The sequence below is a fragment of the Cutibacterium porci genome, from assembly GCF_009696315.1.
GTDB classification, from domain to species: domain Bacteria; phylum Actinomycetota; class Actinomycetes; order Propionibacteriales; family Propionibacteriaceae; genus Cutibacterium; species Cutibacterium porci.
Genome location: NZ_VUMG01000002.1, coordinates 599,239 through 617,267 on the forward strand (window position 1 = coordinate 599,239; position 18,029 = coordinate 617,267).

Sequence of the window (18,029 nt, forward strand, 5' to 3'; positions counted from 1 at the left end):
ACAAGATGCCAGCGACCCTGGCCGTTTGTGCACGCGGTCCATCACGCTTTCGCGTTGCGCCACGCTTGAGCAAGTTCCCGGGCGCTCGCCTCGGGGTCAGTACTCCGGCAGATCGCCGAAACAACGCTGAGGCCATCACAACCCAACCGGGCAAGGTCTTGAGCGTCAGCCGCAGTAACTCCCCCAATGACGCACACCGGCCACGGACTGACGTCGACGACGTCGCGTATGCCGGCCAACCCGAGCTCGCCAGCCTCGGGTTTAGTTCCAGTACCATGCAGCGCCCCAACCCCCAGATAGTCGACGACATCGCGCCCCTGGGACAGCGCAGCCTCTACCTGAGCAGGAGTCTGTGCGGACAAGCCGATAAGCAGATCATCGCCCAGCATCGCGCGGGCTTGATCAACAGGCATGTCCGACTGGCCAATATGGGCACCGTCGGCTCCGATCTCGGCGACGAGATGGACCCGGTCATCGACGATGAGGGGCACTCCAGCCGGGATACACACATCCTTGATGCGTCGCCCCAAAACAACGAACTCATCGTCGGACAGATCGTGGTCGCGCAGCTGCACCAGGGTCACGCCACCAGCGATGGCACGCCGAACAGTCTCGACGACCTCATCAGGACCACCACATTGGTCAGTATCAGTCACGAGATAGACCGATAGATCAAAATCAGGCCGTGACATCGCGAAACCCTCCCCGTTCGCCGACTTCGTCGGGCGAAACTAAGAATAATTCGTCAATGAGAGCTTGAGCGAAAGCGCCTGGACCCGCACTGCGCTCGACCGCCCGCTCAGCAGCCACACACAGCATGGCGGTCGCGGACGCGGCCGCAATGAGGTGGTCATTCTGGACGCCAGCAAAAGCCGCCGTGAGGGCCCCCAACGAGCATCCCACCCCGGTGACTCGCGTCATCCACTCATGTCCCGATGACACGGTCACATGGCGGTCAGCATCAAGAATGTGATCGACAGGACCACTAATGGACACCACGCAGTTGTGGTCGCGCACTAACTGAACCGCAGACGTCAACGCATCCTCAACGGTGTCTCCCGCCTCTGGCCCTCGCGCGGACGCATCGGCGCCAGCTAACGTCAACACTTCGGAGGCGTTAGCCCTGATGACGGCGGGAGCGCCAACGTGCAAGGCGTCGAGAGCTACCTGGGTGCGCCATGGCATACCCACCCCTACTGGATCAAGCACCCATGGCGTATTGCTAGTTACGGCACCGCGCGCAGCAACAACCATGGCTTCGGCGGTTTCTCGGTAAGGGGTTCCCGTATTGACGAGCACACCATCGGCAGCAGACGCGAATCCCTCAGACTCCTGAGGGTTATCGACCATAGCGGGAACCGCCCCTGCAGCTAGCAGCACATTGGCCGTGAAATTAGCGACCACGATGTTCGTCAAGCACTGCACCAACGGCTTATCCCGACGTAAACGCTCCACAGATTCCGACACCAGATTCGACAATTCAGCCACGTCAAGCACTCCCTTCGCCGGCATAACCCGGACAGGTTCAGGCGGTCGGCACCTTCTTGGCGCCCTCTCAGCCCACAGCGGCCAGTGGGCTCCCGCGTTGTTGGTTTCTAACTTATCCCCATACCGAGCGCATAGCGTCATCGGCATAGCACCGTGACGACGACCGGACTACCAGCAGTGCTCAACGACCTATTGGCCTACGGCATCCACCACGTGAGCTAGGCTGGGCACAAGATCGTGATGCATGTTCGTGATGAGATCGTCGTCGAAACCACCACCGTCACCGCTAGCGAGATCTTCGAGCTGATGGCTAGCACGCCTGATTGGGCATCGGGACTGCCTGACGGGTACGAGTGCGAGTTCTGCCGCAAGGACTAGATATGCCAGAGAAGCGAGAGCGGGCCGAAGACGCGGTTCACGTGCCCGGACGGCTGCCAGCTGGGGATCGTCCTTGAGTTTAGAGACACGGTTGAACATACGGGCGTCGTGAGCGCCAGATTGCGCAGGATATTCGGTGATGCAGGATACTCATTGATGTGAGCCACGACTCTAGTTGGGGAGCGCTTAGCGCGTGCTCGGCCAGCGATGTACATACCTCGTAAACACAGCAGGTCAACTTGTTCTTGGTATGTAGTGAATGGTTTAGGCTACGTTACCGGGCTAAATACCATTCCAACAATTGATGTCGCCAGCGGGTTGAGCACTGTTGAATATAGTTATTCTACGATAACTGAAGAACTTGCCATTTCCTCAATGGTGGTGCTGTCAGATGTCGTTGACTCTTCAAAGAAGATATTAAACGTATCAAGATAGGTTAATCTCATGCCGACTCCGGCAGTCGTCATGGACTGCTGGCGGCTCAAAACAGGATGAGCGAAACCAGCCCAAGTGTGGTTCATCGACGACGCCATCTCGTCCGGGACGTCGCCAGTTCGGCAATCATGGGCCATGGCAGGTGGCGTCGAATAACAGCGCATCGCGACTGGTTGGGCTTGGCAGCCAGCGCTTCATCAGCTGCCGCCCGTACGAGTTCAGTGTCGGCGCCGAGGGCCTCTGCGATCCACAATAGCCCCTCTGGGCTCTGAAGCCGGTTATAAGCGCGTTTGGCTGAATGGTTCGGTTTGTTGCGCGTATAAGCACCAGATCCGGTCGTGCGCTGTCCCCTAAACCAGCTCGTCATGTGCTCACGCTGCGATGACCACCGACGCTCACTTTGCCCCACTACGGCGTCCTCGAACGCATCAGATACCTCCAGATGCTCTTCAAGCTTGCCAAGGATTCTGGCAAATTTCTTCACATCAAGGTCAATTTCATTCACTGTCGTCCACCTTCGCACATCCAGGTCCCGTTTTTCCAGCCCTGCGAGCTGCTCTCAATAACGCTGCGACCTCGTTCGGGGAGAGCGATTCTCGGACGAAAAACTGGCAGATCCATCCCACTCTCGGCCGAGGTCGAGGCGGGCTGAACTATTGGCTACAAGCTAGCAAAAATCCATGCTTGACCTCTAGTACAAAGCAGACACCTTGGTTCCTGGCAGGTGCAAAAGTCGCCATGCTTCTCACGGAGACCAGCTCTGGACTCACCGCCACCAAGAGACACTGAGCGGAAGCTGCGACTCGCTCCTGCAACACCGACTTCATCGGCCTTGCCGTCGTATCACCCGCGACGTACTGTTTTCCGTACAGGAGGGAGAGCCATGAAGACGCTCAGCTACACCGAGTCCCGCGCCAGCTACGCCCAGGTACTCGACGATGTCGTCAACAACCGCGAAGAGGCCATCATCACCCGCGCCGGCCACGAGCCAGTCGTGATCGTCTCACTAGCCGACTACGAGTCGCTGCGCGAGACCGCCTATCTACTCCGCTCCCCTGCCAACGCCCGTCGCCTGCTCGATTCCATCGACAACCTGGAGCACGGCCACGGAACACAACACGACCTCGTCAAAGACTGAGACATGATCCTCGTCTGGGATGAAGCCGCCTGGGAAGATTACCTGTGGTGGCAGACCGAGGATCGCCGCACGCTCAAGCGCATCAACAAGCTCATCAATGACATCGCCCGCAACGGCAACGACGGCATCGGAAAGCCCGAAGCCCTAAAACACGGCTTGTCTGGCTACTGGTCAAGACGGATCACCGACGAGCACCGGCTGGTCTACAAGGTCATCGACGACGAGGTCCGCATCGCCGCCTGTCGCTACCACTACGGACGGTGAGAACCAAGCACCACCAACGCGCGCTCCTAGCCGAACTGCTCACCGATGTCAACAGCAATGGAGACCCCGGTAACAGGCCGTCATTGTCGTCAGCAGGATGTATCGGGGTATTCGCGAAGAGCCGGGGTGGTTACTTAGACGTTCATTTTGATACAAGGCTCTAGGTGGGTGCAGGTTCCGGCCAGGTGGGTGCAAGACTTGTGAGGGTGGGTGCAACCGCGTAGCAGGCGGGTGCATGAAGACGTCTCGCCCATTTGCGTGCTGAAACTCGGCAAATGTTGCTGGGCATGCGACGGCAGCGAAGTTCTTATAGCCGAACGCGTTCTTACCCCAGCTCGGGTCTCCAAGCTTGTAATACTGGCAAGACCTCTGCGGTCTAGTACGCGCCTTCTTCTAGGAAAGCGTCGCAATACGCCACGGATTGGAGGTGATATAGGCATGTTTGATTACGATCGAGGTCGCGTTGACATCCCAGTTACCTGCATGCCACACGGTCCATAACAAGACATCGGATTTGATAAACAGAATGTTGCTTCGGCGGGTTGGCTTTGAGGGGGTCTGGTTCCCAGGTTGCGTCGGCGGGTGCTTTGCCAACGGTGCGGCAGGTCGCCATCTGCTCGGCGGCTGCTGTGACAGCGAGTGCATCTATACCGAATCTCCGGGCGTGCAGTCGGTTCGATCTTCGCCCTGGATTTCGGTCGTGGCCACCAGAAGTCCGTCCAATCGATATAGTTTCTATATGGCAACTATCTGCGAAAGGAAACTATGACGGATGTGCGAAGCATCTTGATGCATCTGCAGTGCGAGCTGGTCGCGGAACGTGCGCTGGTAAATCCACTCGGTGTTTCCTGGCTGCAATACGATGTCCTCCTCCAGCTGGACAGGGAGCATCGAATGCTGCCGTCGGACCTCAGCATCATCATGGGGATCTCTCGCACGAAGCTGTCCAAGGCACTCAAGAGCTTGAAAGCCATGGGATACGTTCGCCAGACCCCAAGCGAGTCAGACGGCAGGGAGCTGCACACATCCATCACCGAAAGCGGCAGGCAGCTGCTCGAAGACATTTCCCTTCAGCACACGTCGCTATACGAGACGGCAATCGAATCGATGACGAAAGATGAGCTCGAGGAATTTGCCCGGTTGTCCGACAAGCTCTCGACGAGCCTCAAGCAACAACGAATTGCCCGCCATGAATAGAGATGTTCCCGAAACATACTCGTCCAGGCCTGTGAACTCGATCGAAATCCGTGGCGCTAAAACGCATAATCTTCGCGACGTCACGGTGCGCATCCCCAAGCATGCGCTCGTCGGCATTGCCGGTGTCTCCGGTTCGGGGAAGACGTCCCTTGTATCAACGTTGGCCGCCGGGGCGCAGCAGGCGGTCTCGTCGCTGTTCCCGGCTTTCATTCAAGCCCGGATGAAGACCTTGGAGCCTGGCCAGGTCGACGGCCTTGATGGTCTGACCTTCACCGCGATCGTCGCGCAGAAGAAGTTCAGCAAGAACGCTCGCTCATCGGTGGGCACCGCCAGCGGTATCGCACCCTATCTGCGTCTGCTGTTCTCCCGGTCTGCATCTCCATCCGCCGGATACTCCCCGTTCTACTCACCAAACGATCCGCGCGGCATGTGCATGGACTGCTCGGGGCTCGGCTATGTGGACGACATCGACCTGCAAGAGCTCATCGACGCCGATAGGAGCCTGAACGAAGGCGCAGTCCGCTTCCCCTCCTTCGAGCCGGGGACGTACCGATGGAAACGCCTCGTTTTCTCTGGGATTTCCGATCCGGCAATACCGTGGAAGGATCTCCCGGAGCTCGAGCGTGAGCTACTGCTATACGGACGGGGCGTCCGCCTGGAGCACCCTCTGACCGGCTATCCCAAACACGGCGTCTTCGATGGCGTGATTCCTCGTCTCAAGGTGTCATATCTGGAAAAGGCCAACGCGAAAACAACCGAGAAAGAAGACGCCGCCCTACGCAGAATCGTCAAGCGGGTTCCATGCCCTCATTGCCACGGTCAGCGCATCAACGGTCCGGCCCGCGACAGTAAAATCAACGGGCTCAACATCGCCGAGGCCTCTCATTTGAGCATCGATGAATGCGCTACCTTCATCGAGGGCATCTCCGACAAGGTCACTCAGGCTCCCCGCGAAGCGATCCTTGCAAGGCTGAACAACATGCATGACATCGGCCTGGGCTACCTCAGCCTGGACCGTCCTACCGACACCCTATCCGGCGGTGAGGCCCAACGGCTGCGCCTGGTGTGCCTCTTGGACGCGCCCATCACGGACGCGACTTTCGTGATGGACGAGCCCTCAAGCGGTTTGCATCCCGCGGACATCGAACGCCTACTCAGATCACTAAGAAAACTACGGGACTCTGGTAACACCGTAATCATTGTCGAGCACAACCTCCAGATTCTGGCCGCCTGCGATCACATCATTGAGCTCGGGCCAGGAGCAGGAGATAAGGGCGGACGGGTTCTCTTTGAGGGAGATCCACGACGTTTGCCTGACCGTGACACCCCTACGGGAAACGCGTTGCGCGAAGGAATTCAGCTCAATCAGCAGTCTCTTACCACACCCGAGGTGATAAAGGTCACCCACGCCTCCTACAACAACCTCAAAGACGTTTCCGTGAGCTTTCCGGTCGGCGCGCTCACTGTCATCTCCGGCGTCGCCGGTTCGGGCAAGAGCTCGCTTGCCTCCGTCTTGGCGCGCCAGCACCCCGAAGTCACTGTCATCGATCAAATGCCGCTGGCTGCGTCCAGCCGTTCCTCCCTCTTGACCGTCTTGGGACTCGATACCCCGATACGCGAGGCCTTTTCTAAAATCTCTGGTCTGCGCGCCAGCTGGTTCAGCGCGAACGGGAAAGGCGCCTGCTCATTGTGCAAGGGGCGGGGCACAACGCGCGTGGACATGGCATTCATGGATGACGTGCAGACACGATGCGAGCGGTGCGGCGGAAGGAGGTTTAACGAAACCGCCATGGCAGTCCGACTTCCGCTAGCTTCACAACGCTTCACGATCGCGGACATCCTTGACAGCGGTTTGGATCAGATCAGCGAACTATTCGCCGATCAGGATGAGGTGCTCACCGTCATATTCTTACTTCAGCGAGTCGGCCTGGGATACCTCACCTTGGGACGGACACTCAACACGCTTTCAGGCGGTGAGCTCCAGCGGATCAAACTCGTCCGCTTCCTCAAAGAACACCAGTGGGATCAGAAACATGTGTTGGTCCTAGACGAAATCACTACCGGATTGCACCCCAAAGATGTGGAGCAGATGATGCGCTTCCTGCGCCACCTCACCACGAAGGGCGTGACCATCATCGCCATCGACCATAACCCAGAGGCCATCGCCCAAGCCGACTACAACATCGATATCGGCCCCGGCGCGGGTGCCCAAGGCGGGACAGTAGTCTTCGAGGGAACGCCGCGAGGACTAGCTGACTGCCCATCCTCTCTAACCGGGAGCTGGCTCCAAAAAGGCGCTATTCGTCGACATTGGACTAACGAAATGAGGGGACAAGGAATCGTGTGAAAACTGGCAGCTATGGCAAAAGTGCGATGTATTGCGGCCTAGCCTTCATGGCATGGATGATCAGCTCGCTGCCGCTATCAAGAGAACAACGGTCTCCAACAACCTGCCAGCATCATCAAAGCCGAGCCTGAGTTCGCGCTGTGGATTCTCGTCATCGAGAGGCTCTACCCACAATGGGAATTCAGCAGCGAGAATAATCCCGTCGTCTGTCAGACCCTGATTGACCTGATGGTTGCGTGCGGAAGCATGGAGCTTCACACTCACAACAAGGCCGCTTCTCGAATCAGCTCCGACCGCGACATCTCCCGCGACTGCGCCCGCCGATCCAACTCAGCAATCTCTTCAGGCGTGAAGCGAACTGCCACAACCTGGCTCGGCTGCGCACCTCGACCAGGACGCCCGCGTCCGCGCTTCTTCAGCTGTGCGACGTCGTAACCATCTTCAGCCTCACGAACCCACTGAGAAATCTGCTCCTCAGTAACCGCTTTACCGTCGATCTTTTCACCCATGGGTAAATCGTAATACACAATTACGCTCGTGAGAAGCACCCTCACGAAGGTCACAGCAGAAGGACGCTCACTTGGTATCAAAATGAGCGTCCTAGTGGTGGAGCATAGGGGATTCGAACCCCTGACCTCTTCCATGCCATGGAAGCGCGCTACCAACTGCGCCAATGCCCCTCGGGCGGCTCTCTCAAGCCTTAACACAGCCTTCCGCTGAGCCATAACCGCACCGGAAAACTGAGCCTTGTGGAGCATAGGGGATTCGAACCCCTGACCTCTTCCATGCCATGGAAGCGCGCTACCAACTGCGCCAATGCCCCAAAACACCCTCACCAGGAGGGGCTCCTTCGTTCTCCCGATTACCCGGGCGACCCGCCAAACATTACCGGACCCCGCCCGTCCTCACCAAATCGGCCCGAGGGGGCGAGCATCGTGGTACCCACACAAACAAGCTCACCACGTCAATACTGTTGCCGTACATCACAATGCTCCAGCCATGGTGCAGGGCCACAAATCGGCTCCCGGTCAGTTCAGCTCTGCACGTCCTTGGCTTTTAGATAACCCTGACGGTGCCCTAAGAAAACACACACATACCGGTCGTGACCGACCACGTCGACGTGGTCGGTGGGCGGTGGAGAATCGAAAGTCTTGGAACGGTAATAGTCTGTCGCCGGCTCAGGGTCAATGACGACGTAACGCTGACCAGGCTCCAGCACGTACGGCAACGCAGCATCTGGCTGCACCCATGCGCGATCTGGATAGGCAGACGTTTCTGGATATGCCCGCCCATAGCCTGGCGTGCGTGAAACCACCGTTACTGTTCGCGCCCCTGGGACGACCCGCGCCACAGGCTGCGTGACAGGGTTATGAAACCACGCCTTAGCCCCTAAATACCAGACTGCTATCCACTCGTCATCCTTGCCTCCAACTTCTGCTACCACATACTCGGCACCGGTATTAAGACGGGCGCCAACGTCGGAAGGTTCTGTCGTCGCTGGCTCTGGGCTGATACCGACGTCAACGATAGTCGGCGCATTGTGCGATGGAGCTTGCCGCGCCGTCACAAAGTTCACCCCTGTAATGACCTGACCATCGTAAATCTGGGTGTTGCGCTTAAAGTCGGGCAGGATCCTCACAACGTCATCACGCTTCGGTCTGGTGCTCACCGTCCCATTGGCCAGTGGGCTCCCCAGCAGGTAGAAGTACCGAGCCCAGTTCCAGAATGGTCCCGGGTCCCAATGCATCCCTTTGATGTGTTCGGTATCAGTCCCAGGGACTTCGTCGTGGCCAATCACGTGACCACGCGTGAGAGGAATCGAGTACTCATCGCACAGGTAGCGAACTAATGCTGCGCTAGAGCGGTACATGGCGTCCGTGTACCAGGCTGTCCCCTCGAGAGCCTTACCTTCATGCTCGAGGCCAAGGGCATGCATGTTGTAGTACCAGTTTCCTGCGTGCCAGCCGATGTCCTTGGGATCAAGGTGTTGGGCAACGTGACCGTCGGATGACCTCACCGTGTAGTTCCAGGCGAGGTAGCTCGGATTCTCGACGAGCTTGATGGTGTTGTCGTACGTCTCCTCGGTGTCATGGATGACGACCCGTGTCAACGAGGGCGCAGAGGGACGATGCGCGATGTCGTGATTTCCATATGTGACCGGTTCAGACCCGTAGCGCTGATACGGAGCAGGTAACCACTCGATAGACAGACCGTCTGGTCCATCAATCGGCGGCTCGGACGCGACAGCAACGCGGTCATGCCTCGGTAATGCCACACGTCCTATGAGCGGTGCGAGAACCGTCATAGCGGTAAAGGAGCGTCGGCTAATGTCATTCATCGCAATGGCCCCCGATCGGTAAAACTGCTTGTGAATACGCTATAGAAAGCACACCACACAAGGGGGTCAGGTCACAAAGAATCACCGCGCTGGAGCGTTGCCGCGCACTGCTGACAGCACAGCGTTATACGTCCGCAATCGCCACCGATCGTCCATCCCGCGCTGGTCAGCTTCACTGGATCCAATCCGGTCAAGGACAGTCCACGAACAATTACCCAGCCCACCGAACCTCAAAAACTCCGGGTATCCGCCACCGAGCAGCCACACCACCGCCGCCCGCAGCGCAAATCCGTGCGCAACGACGCACACCGTCTGCCCCTGGTTCGCGCGGGCCGCGTCCTCAATAGCCGATGTAACCCGCTCGGCAACCTCAGCAGTCGTCTCGCCATCAGATCGCCGAAAATCCTCTCCCGAGGCCATCAAGCGCGTGTAGTCGGGGTCATAGCGACGCAGATCGAACACAGTTTGGCCCGCCCACTGGCCGACGTCGACTTCCTGAAGCCGCTCGTCAATACCGACAGCAACTCCAGCGGCTGTGCCAATCGCATCAGCAGTGACCCGAGCACGCATCAACGGCGACGACACGATCGCCACCGGCTTCATCCCGGCAATGACGGGCGCAACCGCTTCAGCCTGAGCAATCCCCACCGAAGACAGTGGAATGTCCAACTGCCCCTGCAACCGCCCGTCGGCATTGAACTCGGTTTCCCCGTGCCGCACCAGGACAATCCGTGTCGTCACATTTGGTCCCAGTCAAGCTGCTCATCCGGCAGCTGCAAATCAACCGCTGGGCAGTCCTTCCACAGCCTCTCCAGAGAGTACAACTCGCGCTCCTCCTGGTGCTGAACATGCACGACGATGTCAACATAGTCGAGCAACACCCAGCGGTTCTCCCGCTCACCTTCACGACGCGCCCGGTGTGCCTTGTGATCGTGCATGGCCTTGTCGACAGCATCCACCACCGCAGAAACCTGGCGCTCGCTGGCAGCCGAGACGACAACGAAGATATCGGTTATGGCGAGGTGCTCTGAAACATCGAGGGCGACGATGTCGAAGCCCTTCTTATCAAGGGCGGCATGTGCCGCTACACGGGCGAGTTCGATGGATTGCTCAGTGGCGCTCAATGATCCTCCGCAATGTTCCTGATGTCGCGGTAAAGACCGCGCTTGTTAATGTATTGCACAATGCCGTCAGGCACGAGATACCAGATTGGCATGTTCTCCCCAACCCGCTGACGGCAATCGGTCGATGAGATAGCCATAGCTGGCACTTCGAGCAGAGTGACCTTTTCTGCTGGCAGGTGAGAAATGTCTTTGGCTCCCAGTGGCACTCCAGGCCGAGACACCCCAATGAAGTGCGCCAGGTCAAACAATTCGTCAGCCCCACGCCAGGTAAGGATCTGGCTCAGAGCATCGGCACCGGTGATGAAGAATAGATCCACATCATTGCCACGCTCTCGGCGCAAATCTTTAAGAGTGTCGACGGTGTACGTGTCCCCGGGACGATCAATATCGACCCGCGACACCGAAAAAGACGGATTCGACGCCGTCGCAATGACAGTCATGAGGTAACGATCCTCGGCCTGAGAAACCTTGCGTCCCTTTTTCTGCCACGGAACGCCGGTGGGCACGAAGACGACCTCATCGAGATCGAACCTGGCTGCAACTTCTGAGGCCGCAACGAGGTGGCCATGATGAATAGGGTCGAAGGTACCACCCATTACCCCGAGCCGGTATCGGCGTCCGTTGTGGACCCGCGCCAGCCCCAACTCAACGCTAGGCATCAGGAATGCGGCCGCCCCTTGCCGATACCACGAACAATGGCCAACGCGATTAGCAGCACCAGCAGCGTCAAGATGCCGACGACGAGGGCCGACGACTCCATCAGGAGAGGAACGATACTCATGGCGCCTCAGCCTATCCCACAACCGCGCCTCAACAACCGTGAAATGGTCACGGACGGGTCTGGCCGTCTCCATGAAGGATGTACGTCGTCGTCGTCATCTCTGTTAGACCCATCGGCCCGCGCGCATGAAGCTTCTGGGTAGAAATACCGATTTCGGCACCGAATCCGAACTCGCCGCCATCAACAAATCGGCTAGAACAATTCACCAACACTGCCGCAGCATCCACGCTTGATGTGAAGAATTCTTGCGAGGACATCGACCTGGTGACGATAGTTTCCGAATGCCCGGAACCATGCTTGGCAATGTGATCAACTGCGTCTTCCAGATCATCCACAATGCGCAATGCAAGATCCAACGACAGGTACTCGTTGTCGTATTCGTCGGGGCTTGCCGGAACGATCCTCGGATCCAGTCGGATGCTCTGGTCATCACCGTGGACCGTCACTCCGCGGTCAGTCATAGCGTCAACTAGTGCAGGCACAGCCAAACCCGCAATTGCCCGATGCACCAGAACAGTCTCGATAGCATTGCACACACTGGGACGCTGGGTCTTGGCATTGACGGCAATATCGACCGCCATCTCAACGTCTGCTTCGGCGTCGATAACAAGGTGGCAGTTGCCCGTACCGGTCTGGATAACGGGAACCTTAGCCCCGGTCACGACGGCGTTAATAAGCCCGGCGCCACCACGCGGGATGAGCAGGTCGACGTAACCTCGAGCAGCCATAAGCTCATCGGTGACATTGTGGCCACCCTCAACAAGCTGCACCGCCTCGCGAACTTCTTCAGGCAGCCTGGTGCGCATCGCTGCAATCACGGCCCGGTTCGACTCCAAAGCCGACGACGACCCGCGCAACAGACATGCATTTCCAGATTTCACGCAGATACCGGCTGCATCGGATGTCACATTGGGGCGAGCCTCATAAATGATTCCGATAACACCAATCGGCACCCGAATTTGCTCAATCTTGACTCCCAGTGGGGTATACCAGCCACGCACTACCTCGCCGACGGGATCGTCAAGACGAGCCACCTCTTCTAAACCGAGCGCCATCCCTTCGATCCGCTCTGGAGTGAGGGCCAGACGATCCAGGAGAGCCTCATCCATCCCAGCCTCGCGACCACGGTCGACGTCGGCACGGTTAGCTGCAAGGATGTCATCGACACCCGAACGCAATCCGGCAGCCATTGCTGTCAACAGATCGTCCTTGTCGATGCGACGCAGCCGACGCAGCACGGTAGCGGCAGATCGGGCAGCTATGGCCTGTTCAATGACGCGCGAGCTCATAGCCACATAGTATTCGTCCCACATAGTGAGTGACATGACCAGCCCCGACCCATCATCACCCGCTTGACGACTGCGCCCGGCGACGACGACGGCTCAGCACCATGGCGTCACGATGGATGATCTCTCGAGACGCCGCCGGACCCATCTCCGCAGCCAACCAGGCACTCGAACGCCCCCTCATGACCCGTACCTCGTCATGGGGGAACTGCGCGATCCCACGACCGACAACTCGACCGTCGGACGCCACAATCGTTACTGGATCTCCTGCTTGGAAGTCCCCATGTACCCGAATGACACCCACCGCCAGCAAGGAGGAGTGACGCTGGGTCAGGGCCTCGACCGCCCCATCATCAATGACGATTTGTCCCTGCGGGGTGGCAGCGTCAGCTAGCCACAGCAACCGTCGGGATCGTCGTGTCGCCATTGGCGGAAAATACGTACCCACCGGGTCACCGGCCAACGCACCGCACGCGTCCGCCGCGGCTGCAAGCACTACCGGGATCCCGGCGCCCACGGCCATTCGGGCAGCTTCAAGTTTCGTCGCCATGCCACCGGTTCCTACCCCAGAACCAGCCTTGTGAGTGTCAACATCTAATGCGTCAATGTCGTCGACAACCTCGATGCGACGAGCATCAGGGGAATCTGGGTGGGCGGTGTAGAGGGCGTCAACGTCGGAGAGCAAGATGAGAGCCTGAGCGCGTACCAACTCAGCCACCAAGGCAGCGAGGCGATCGTTATCGCCAAACCGAATCTCCCCGGTGGCGACTGTGTCGTTCTCATTGACGATCGGTACGACACCCAGTTCCAGCAAGGTGTCGAGGGTTGACCACGCATTACGGTACGAGGTGGGTCGCACCAGGTCGTTGACGGTGAGTAGTACTTGCCCGACCCTCAGCCCGTGACCGGCAAACCGCGACGTATAGTGAGCCAATAAAATCCCTTGTCCCACCGACGCGGCCGCCTGCTTCCCAGCTAATGTACGCGGACGATGAGTCATCCCCATGGCCGGAAAACCGGTAGCGATGGCTCCTGAACTCACCACAATGACGCGCTTGCCGTCCGCAACGACCTCACTCAGCACATCGACGAGATCGTCGACGCGGCGAACATCGATCCCGCCACCGGGAAGGGTCAGGGACGAGGACCCAACCTTGACCACCACAGTGGTGGCATCGCACATGGCCCTGCGCAGATCAGTCACGGCCCTCAAACCACTCCTCGTCGGCAACGCGAGCTCGCCACGACTCTCCGCGTGGGTCGCGCCCGACCTGGCCGTATTCCTCGCGAGCGCGATGGTATTCGCGGTCCATCTCACGACGACGGGTAGCCGAAGGACGTTCGGTCTCCAACCGCTGGTCTTCACCGCGGCGGGAGAGCAACTCCGCTCCCGACTCGATTTGTGGCGCAAAATCGAAGATGACGGCATCCTCGCCACCGACGGCGACAGCGTCCCCAGCGACGGCACCCATCGCCAGCAATTCTTCCTCGACGCCCAGGTGGTTGAGTCGATCGGATAGGTACCCGACGGCTTCGGCGTTGTTGAAGTCAGTCTGGGCAACCCATCGGGTTGGCTTGTCGCCCGTCACGCGCCAGAGGAACCCGCCTTGGCCGTCACCTTGCCGCTTAATAGCAAATGCCCGACCGTCGTTCTTGGGCTTGGGGCGAATAACGATACGCTCCGGCTCGGGTTCAGGCTCGTCGTTGCGGGCCTTCTCAACCAATTCGGCCATTGCGAATTTGAGGGAATTAAGCCCCTCCCCCGATTTCGTCGAAATGCGGAATACCGGCCAGCCTCGCTCAGCAACATCGTGGAAGACGATATCGGCGAGATCAGCGGCGTCAGGGACGTCGACCTTATTGAGCACCACCAGGCGCGGACGGTACTCGAGCCCACCGTGGGCGATCAGTTCGCCCTCAATGACGTCAAGGTCGCTGATCGGGTCGCGACCTGGTTCGTAGGTGGCGCAATCTATGACGTGCACGATAGCCCGGCACCGCTCAATGTGACGCAGGAAGTCAAATCCCAGGCCTTTTCCCTGCGAAGCTCCAGGAATGAGGCCAGGGACGTCAGCAACGGTGTACGTGGTCTCCCCCGCGACGACGACCCCAAGGTTCGGTACCAAAGTGGTGAACGGGTAATCAGCAATTTTCGGCTTGGCCCGCGAAATTGCGGCGATAAGGCTGGATTTTCCTGCCGAAGGAAATCCCACCAACCCAATATCGGCCACCACTTTGAGTTCGAGCAGGATCTTTCGTTCCTCCCCGGCCTCACCGAGGAGGGCGAAGCCGGGGGCTTTGCGAGCCGCATTTGCGAGGGCTGCGTTGCCGAGGCCCCCGCGACCACCTGCCGCGACGACAAGCTCAGATCCTGCCCCGACAAGGTCTCCCAGTAACTCCCCCGTGTCGGCGTCGGAGACGACCGTGCCATCTGGGACGCCCAGAATGATGTCGGATCCATTAGCCCCAGCCTGATTATCGCCGCGTCCAGGCTCGCCGTTCGTCGCCTTGCGGGTGGACTGCCAGTGATAGTCGACAAGTGTCGTCACCTGAGGGTCAACGCGCAAAATCACGGAACCACCGTGGCCGCCGTTTCCACCGTCGGGCCCACCCAACGGCTTGAACTTCTCACGCTTGACGGAGGCGCAGCCATGTCCCCCCTTGCCCGCCACGGCAGTCAGCGTCGCGCGGTCCACGAAGGATGGGATGGCCATGTTGTCTCCTCAGGAATCATCGGGCCTTCCGGCCTGGGTGGGTTACAAGTCTAGACGTCGGGACGCGTCATCCCAGACGCGTAACCGCTCCTCTAAACTTGTGCCGGCTGGTCCGATCCGGCGGAGCGCCTCGGCGGAGCGGCTTCCACCTTCGTCACATCTGTCGCGCGACGAGCTGACGATTGCGTCGAGCTATCGTCCATCTCCGCGTCGCTTGCCGACACGTCATGGGAGGCCTCGGACGCGGCACGCATCTGCAATCCAGTGTGATGGGACAGCGGAACGTCCTTGAGGAGGAAAGCCAGCAATCCCGCCGCAGCAACCATCGGGGCCATCCACAAAAACAGCGGGGTCAATGAGTTGACGTACGCGTCGACAATCCCTTGACGAATAGGGCCGGGCATCTGGTTGACGGCGCTAGGCGTCAGCGATGCTGCCGCGTCGCTGTGCGAGCTCATAGCTCCCAGAGCCTTGAGGATCGTCGGGTCCTTACTCGCGGCCAAGGAGGCGAACAGATCCATAACGCGGTTGGTTAAACGGGTGGTGAAAGCCACGCCGATCAGAGAGGAGCCTAGGCACACACCAATCTGCCGGAAGAAATTGTTGTGGCTGGTGGCCGTGCCAAGCAACGTTGGGCGAACGTCGTTTTGCACTGCCATGACGAGCAGCTGGAAAAACATCCCCATGCCTAAACCAAGGACGAAGGTATCGCCCATGATGCGCCACACGGGCGAGTTCTCGTCGAGGGTGGACATCAGCACCATGCCGCCAGCCGCAACAATCGGGCCGATGATGATGAAGATGCGGTAGCGGCCAATGCGAGAAGTCAGTAGCCCTGTCACCGTCGAGGCCAGCAGAATACCGATCGTCATAGGAATGAGCAGGAGGCCAGATACCGTAGCCGAGTAGCCGTAGGTCATCTGCATATAGGTCGGCAGGTAAGCCAGCACACCGAACATGGCTCCCATAGCCAACATGCCAATAATCGTCGAGACGACGAAGGTGCGGTTATGGAACAGTTCGAGCGGCAACACCGGATCCTCGACGCGACGCTCCACAGTGGGGAGCAACCCCCATGCCACGACCGTAACGACACCCAAACCAATAATCTGCCACGACGACCAGTCGTATTGGGAGCCACCCCAGGTAGCTAGCAGCACGATTGCCACGGCACCGACATCCATGAGAGTCAGCCCAAGCCAGTCAATCTTCGTCTTCAGCTCGTGCTTGGGTAGCTTCAAAGCGAATAGACAGGCGACCCAGGCCACCACGCCGAGGGGAAGATTGATCCAAAACACCCAGCGCCAGGAGACCGAGTCGGTGAACCAGCCACCCAGCAGTGGGCCGAGCACTGAAGAGACGCCAAACATGGCGCCCATGGGCGCCATATATGCCGCACGGACGCGCGGCGGGATGAGGTCACCGGTGATCGCCTGAGACAAAATCATGAGGCCGCCGCCGCCCAGGCCCTGAATGAACCGGTAGAAGATGAACGTCACCATGGTTCCGGCGGTACCGCAGAGGGCGGACCCTAGCAGGAATAGGCCAATAGCGATGAGATAGAGCGTTTTACGACCGATGAGGTCGGATAGCCGACCGTATAACGGCATGCCTACCGTGATAGCCAGCGTATATGCAGTAATGACCCAGGCCATGTGCTCGACACCGGACAAATCACCGACGATGGTCGGGAGAGCAGTGGCGACGATCGTCTGGTCCAGCGACGACAGGAACATCACCATCATGAGACACAGATAGACAACCCAGAACCGACGGTCCGGTTTGAACTTGACAGCGGCAGCAGCAGTTGCGGTCATATAACAGCTTTCGTAACGATCTGAAATGGATGGAATTGCGCGTCCTCGTGAAGCGCCGTCAGGTCTCGACGGGCCGGGAACAGCCAGACTCAAGGCTTGCCTGCGATGAATTCGGCCGACAGCTTGGACCAGACGTCGACGACGCGATCAAAGGTGTCTGCCACCACAGCCGAGTTGCCCCCGGGACGCGCCACGACTGCCTGAAAAGCGGAGCGTTCCATCGCCTGAACGATGCCGACCAGAGCCAGCACCTCTAACGAATCTTCAGGTTTGCCCGCCCGCCGAGCTGACGCAGTCACTAATTCCGCCCGCTGGTTATCGACGGCTTCTTTAAGGGCCATTCGAAGGTCCGAACTCTCCCCTCCGATTCTCATGAGGATGCAAAGCTCATCGAAGTCGACATCCGCCGAGCGCCAGCGAGCCTCCAGCAGATCACGAATGAGCGTAGCCAGAGGAGTCTCAACGTCCGTCGCGAAAGCATCCAGGGCCTCCTGCGGATAGGGGACGAGGGGTGGCAGATAGACGTCATACTTCGACGGAAAATGGTTGAAAACGGTGCGCCGAGAAACCCCGGCACGCTCCGCAATGTCATCGACCGTGACGTCGTCGACCGGTTTTTCGATCGCCAACTCGATGGCGGCACGGCGGATAACGCCTTGAGTTCGAATTGCTGTCGGTGAAGCCACGTCGATTATTATGCACCCAGTGCAGATTCTGCATCA

General features: G+C 58.9%; 20 protein-coding genes, 2 tRNA genes and 1 riboswitch. Of the genes, 5 read left to right on the plus strand and 17 right to left on the minus strand.

Annotation, left to right across the window (positions count from 1 at the left end):
- Positions 1 to 41: 41 nt before the first annotated feature.
- Positions 42 to 692: a thiamine phosphate synthase gene (thiE, locus tag FYJ43_RS06700; protein ID WP_154563100.1), complete on the minus strand. Its 651-nt coding sequence runs from the start codon at positions 690 to 692 to the stop codon at positions 42 to 44.
- Entirely contained in the window at positions 679 to 1,512 is an 834-nt protein-coding gene (gene thiM / locus FYJ43_RS06705; RefSeq protein WP_154563102.1) for a hydroxyethylthiazole kinase, read from the minus strand. Before thiM ends, thiE begins: the two co-directional genes overlap by 14 nt.
- Positions 1,481 to 1,594: riboswitch (TPP riboswitch) on the minus strand. Its footprint overlaps the gene before it by 32 nt.
- Before the next feature lie 134 nt (positions 1,595 to 1,728).
- On the opposite strand from thiM, the gene FYJ43_RS06710 reads away from it, so the two are divergent.
- A complete protein-coding gene (locus tag FYJ43_RS06710) occupies positions 1,729 to 1,866 on the plus strand; it encodes a hypothetical protein (protein ID WP_229771636.1) in 138 nt (45 codons plus the stop codon).
- A gap of 517 nt (positions 1,867 to 2,383) precedes the next feature.
- On the opposite strand, the gene FYJ43_RS06715 is transcribed toward FYJ43_RS06710, so the two are convergent.
- The gene (locus tag FYJ43_RS06715; protein WP_154563104.1) at positions 2,384 to 2,806 is read right to left on the minus strand and encodes a hypothetical protein; all 423 of its coding nucleotides are present in this window, start codon (positions 2,804 to 2,806) and stop codon (positions 2,384 to 2,386) included.
- A 378-nt stretch (positions 2,807 to 3,184) separates the two neighbouring features.
- On the opposite strand from FYJ43_RS06715, the gene FYJ43_RS06720 reads away from it, so the two are divergent.
- The 4 genes from FYJ43_RS06720 to FYJ43_RS06735 all read left to right on the plus strand — a co-directional run bounded on the left by FYJ43_RS06720 (position 3,185) and on the right by FYJ43_RS06735 (position 7,247).
- Positions 3,185 to 3,439 (plus strand): type II toxin-antitoxin system Phd/YefM family antitoxin, encoded by a 255-nt coding sequence (locus tag FYJ43_RS06720; protein ID WP_154563106.1) that lies wholly within the window; start codon positions 3,185 to 3,187, stop codon positions 3,437 to 3,439.
- A gap of 3 nt (positions 3,440 to 3,442) precedes the next feature.
- Positions 3,443 to 3,703 carry a Txe/YoeB family addiction module toxin gene (locus tag FYJ43_RS06725; RefSeq protein ID WP_154563108.1) on the plus strand — a complete coding sequence of 87 codons (261 nt, stop codon included), beginning with the start codon at positions 3,443 to 3,445 and terminating at the stop codon, positions 3,701 to 3,703.
- Positions 3,704 to 4,468: 765 nt separating this feature from the next.
- Entirely contained in the window at positions 4,469 to 4,900 is a 432-nt protein-coding gene (locus tag FYJ43_RS06730; protein WP_195839917.1) for a MarR family winged helix-turn-helix transcriptional regulator, read from the plus strand.
- 427 nt (positions 4,901 to 5,327) lie between these two features.
- A complete protein-coding gene (locus FYJ43_RS06735) occupies positions 5,328 to 7,247 on the plus strand; it encodes an excinuclease ABC subunit UvrA (RefSeq protein WP_154563520.1) in 1,920 nt (639 codons plus the stop codon).
- 60 nt (positions 7,248 to 7,307) lie between these two features.
- Here the strand turns inward: FYJ43_RS06735 and FYJ43_RS06740 are convergent, their stop codons facing one another.
- The 14 genes from FYJ43_RS06740 to FYJ43_RS06800 all read right to left on the minus strand — a co-directional run bounded on the left by FYJ43_RS06740 (position 7,308) and on the right by FYJ43_RS06800 (position 17,993).
- On the minus strand, positions 7,308 to 7,511 hold the full coding sequence (locus tag FYJ43_RS06740; RefSeq protein ID WP_229771637.1) for a hypothetical protein: 204 nt from the start codon (positions 7,509 to 7,511) through the stop codon (positions 7,308 to 7,310).
- Positions 7,508 to 7,756, minus strand: a complete 249-nt coding sequence (locus FYJ43_RS12025) for a ribbon-helix-helix domain-containing protein (RefSeq protein WP_195839918.1) — start codon at positions 7,754 to 7,756, stop codon at positions 7,508 to 7,510. Before FYJ43_RS12025 ends, FYJ43_RS06740 begins: the two co-directional genes overlap by 4 nt.
- A gap of 95 nt (positions 7,757 to 7,851) precedes the next feature.
- A tRNA-Ala gene (locus FYJ43_RS06750) sits at positions 7,852 to 7,927 on the minus strand.
- Positions 7,928 to 7,997: 70 nt separating this feature from the next.
- A tRNA-Ala gene (locus FYJ43_RS06755) sits at positions 7,998 to 8,070 on the minus strand.
- 210 nt (positions 8,071 to 8,280) lie between these two features.
- Positions 8,281 to 9,585 (minus strand): N-acetylmuramoyl-L-alanine amidase, encoded by a 1,305-nt coding sequence (locus tag FYJ43_RS06760; RefSeq protein ID WP_154563110.1) that lies wholly within the window; start codon positions 9,583 to 9,585, stop codon positions 8,281 to 8,283.
- 81 nt (positions 9,586 to 9,666) lie between these two features.
- Positions 9,667 to 10,326 carry a histidine phosphatase family protein gene (locus FYJ43_RS06765; RefSeq protein ID WP_326833407.1) on the minus strand — a complete coding sequence of 220 codons (660 nt, stop codon included), beginning with the start codon at positions 10,324 to 10,326 and terminating at the stop codon, positions 9,667 to 9,669.
- A complete protein-coding gene (gene rsfS / locus FYJ43_RS06770) occupies positions 10,323 to 10,709 on the minus strand; it encodes a ribosome silencing factor (RefSeq protein ID WP_154563114.1) in 387 nt (128 codons plus the stop codon). The genes FYJ43_RS06765 and rsfS overlap by 4 nt, the downstream gene beginning before the upstream one ends.
- The gene (gene nadD / locus FYJ43_RS06775) at positions 10,706 to 11,368 is read right to left on the minus strand and encodes a nicotinate-nucleotide adenylyltransferase (protein WP_154563116.1); all 663 of its coding nucleotides are present in this window, start codon (positions 11,366 to 11,368) and stop codon (positions 10,706 to 10,708) included. Before nadD ends, rsfS begins: the two co-directional genes overlap by 4 nt.
- Positions 11,368 to 11,490 carry a hypothetical protein gene (locus FYJ43_RS12430; RefSeq protein ID WP_002515513.1) on the minus strand — a complete coding sequence of 41 codons (123 nt, stop codon included), beginning with the start codon at positions 11,488 to 11,490 and terminating at the stop codon, positions 11,368 to 11,370. The genes nadD and FYJ43_RS12430 overlap by 1 nt, the downstream gene beginning before the upstream one ends.
- Positions 11,491 to 11,537: 47 nt before the next feature.
- Positions 11,538 to 12,785, minus strand: coding sequence for a glutamate-5-semialdehyde dehydrogenase (locus FYJ43_RS06780; protein WP_326833455.1), 1,248 nt, complete (start codon positions 12,783 to 12,785; stop codon positions 11,538 to 11,540).
- A gap of 49 nt (positions 12,786 to 12,834) precedes the next feature.
- Positions 12,835 to 13,980 carry a glutamate 5-kinase gene (gene proB / locus FYJ43_RS06785; protein WP_326833408.1) on the minus strand — a complete coding sequence of 382 codons (1,146 nt, stop codon included), beginning with the start codon at positions 13,978 to 13,980 and terminating at the stop codon, positions 12,835 to 12,837.
- Complete coding sequence (obgE, locus tag FYJ43_RS06790; RefSeq protein WP_154563118.1) at positions 13,973 to 15,490, minus strand: GTPase ObgE; 1,518 nt, start codon at positions 15,488 to 15,490, stop codon at positions 13,973 to 13,975. Before obgE ends, proB begins: the two co-directional genes overlap by 8 nt.
- Positions 15,491 to 15,582: 92 nt before the next feature.
- Positions 15,583 to 17,307, minus strand: a complete 1,725-nt coding sequence (locus tag FYJ43_RS06795; protein ID WP_154563120.1) for an MDR family MFS transporter — start codon at positions 17,305 to 17,307, stop codon at positions 15,583 to 15,585.
- An 89-nt stretch (positions 17,308 to 17,396) separates the two neighbouring features.
- Positions 17,397 to 17,993, minus strand: coding sequence for a TetR/AcrR family transcriptional regulator (locus FYJ43_RS06800; protein WP_326833409.1), 597 nt, complete (start codon positions 17,991 to 17,993; stop codon positions 17,397 to 17,399).
- Positions 17,994 to 18,029 lie beyond the last annotated feature (36 nt).

What these genes read in the sequence shown, in the direction of transcription:
- FYJ43_RS12025 (WP_195839918.1), bottom strand. Translation starts at nt 7,756, where the DNA reads ATGGGTGAAAAGATCGACGGTAAAGCGGTTACTGAGGAGCAGATTTCT.
- FYJ43_RS06730 (WP_195839917.1), top strand. Translation starts at nt 4,469, where the DNA reads ATGACGGATGTGCGAAGCATCTTGATGCATCTGCAGTGCGAGCTGGTC.
- obgE (WP_154563118.1), bottom strand. Translation starts at nt 15,490, where the DNA reads ATGGCCATCCCATCCTTCGTGGACCGCGCGACGCTGACTGCCGTGGCG.
- thiE (WP_154563100.1), bottom strand. Translation starts at nt 692, where the DNA reads ATGTCACGGCCTGATTTTGATCTATCGGTCTATCTCGTGACTGATACT.
- FYJ43_RS06735 (WP_154563520.1), top strand. Translation starts at nt 5,328, where the DNA reads ATGTGCATGGACTGCTCGGGGCTCGGCTATGTGGACGACATCGACCTG.
- thiM (WP_154563102.1), bottom strand. Translation starts at nt 1,512, where the DNA reads ATGCCGGCGAAGGGAGTGCTTGACGTGGCTGAATTGTCGAATCTGGTG.
- FYJ43_RS12430 (WP_002515513.1), bottom strand. Translation starts at nt 11,490, where the DNA reads ATGAGTATCGTTCCTCTCCTGATGGAGTCGTCGGCCCTCGTCGTCGGC.
- FYJ43_RS06795 (WP_154563120.1), bottom strand. Translation starts at nt 17,307, where the DNA reads ATGACCGCAACTGCTGCTGCCGCTGTCAAGTTCAAACCGGACCGTCGG.
- FYJ43_RS06710 (WP_229771636.1), top strand. Translation starts at nt 1,729, where the DNA reads ATGCATGTTCGTGATGAGATCGTCGTCGAAACCACCACCGTCACCGCT.
- FYJ43_RS06725 (WP_154563108.1), top strand. Translation starts at nt 3,443, where the DNA reads ATGATCCTCGTCTGGGATGAAGCCGCCTGGGAAGATTACCTGTGGTGG.
- FYJ43_RS06720 (WP_154563106.1), top strand. Translation starts at nt 3,185, where the DNA reads ATGAAGACGCTCAGCTACACCGAGTCCCGCGCCAGCTACGCCCAGGTA.
- FYJ43_RS06760 (WP_154563110.1), bottom strand. Translation starts at nt 9,585, where the DNA reads ATGAATGACATTAGCCGACGCTCCTTTACCGCTATGACGGTTCTCGCA.
- nadD (WP_154563116.1), bottom strand. Translation starts at nt 11,368, where the DNA reads ATGCCTAGCGTTGAGTTGGGGCTGGCGCGGGTCCACAACGGACGCCGA.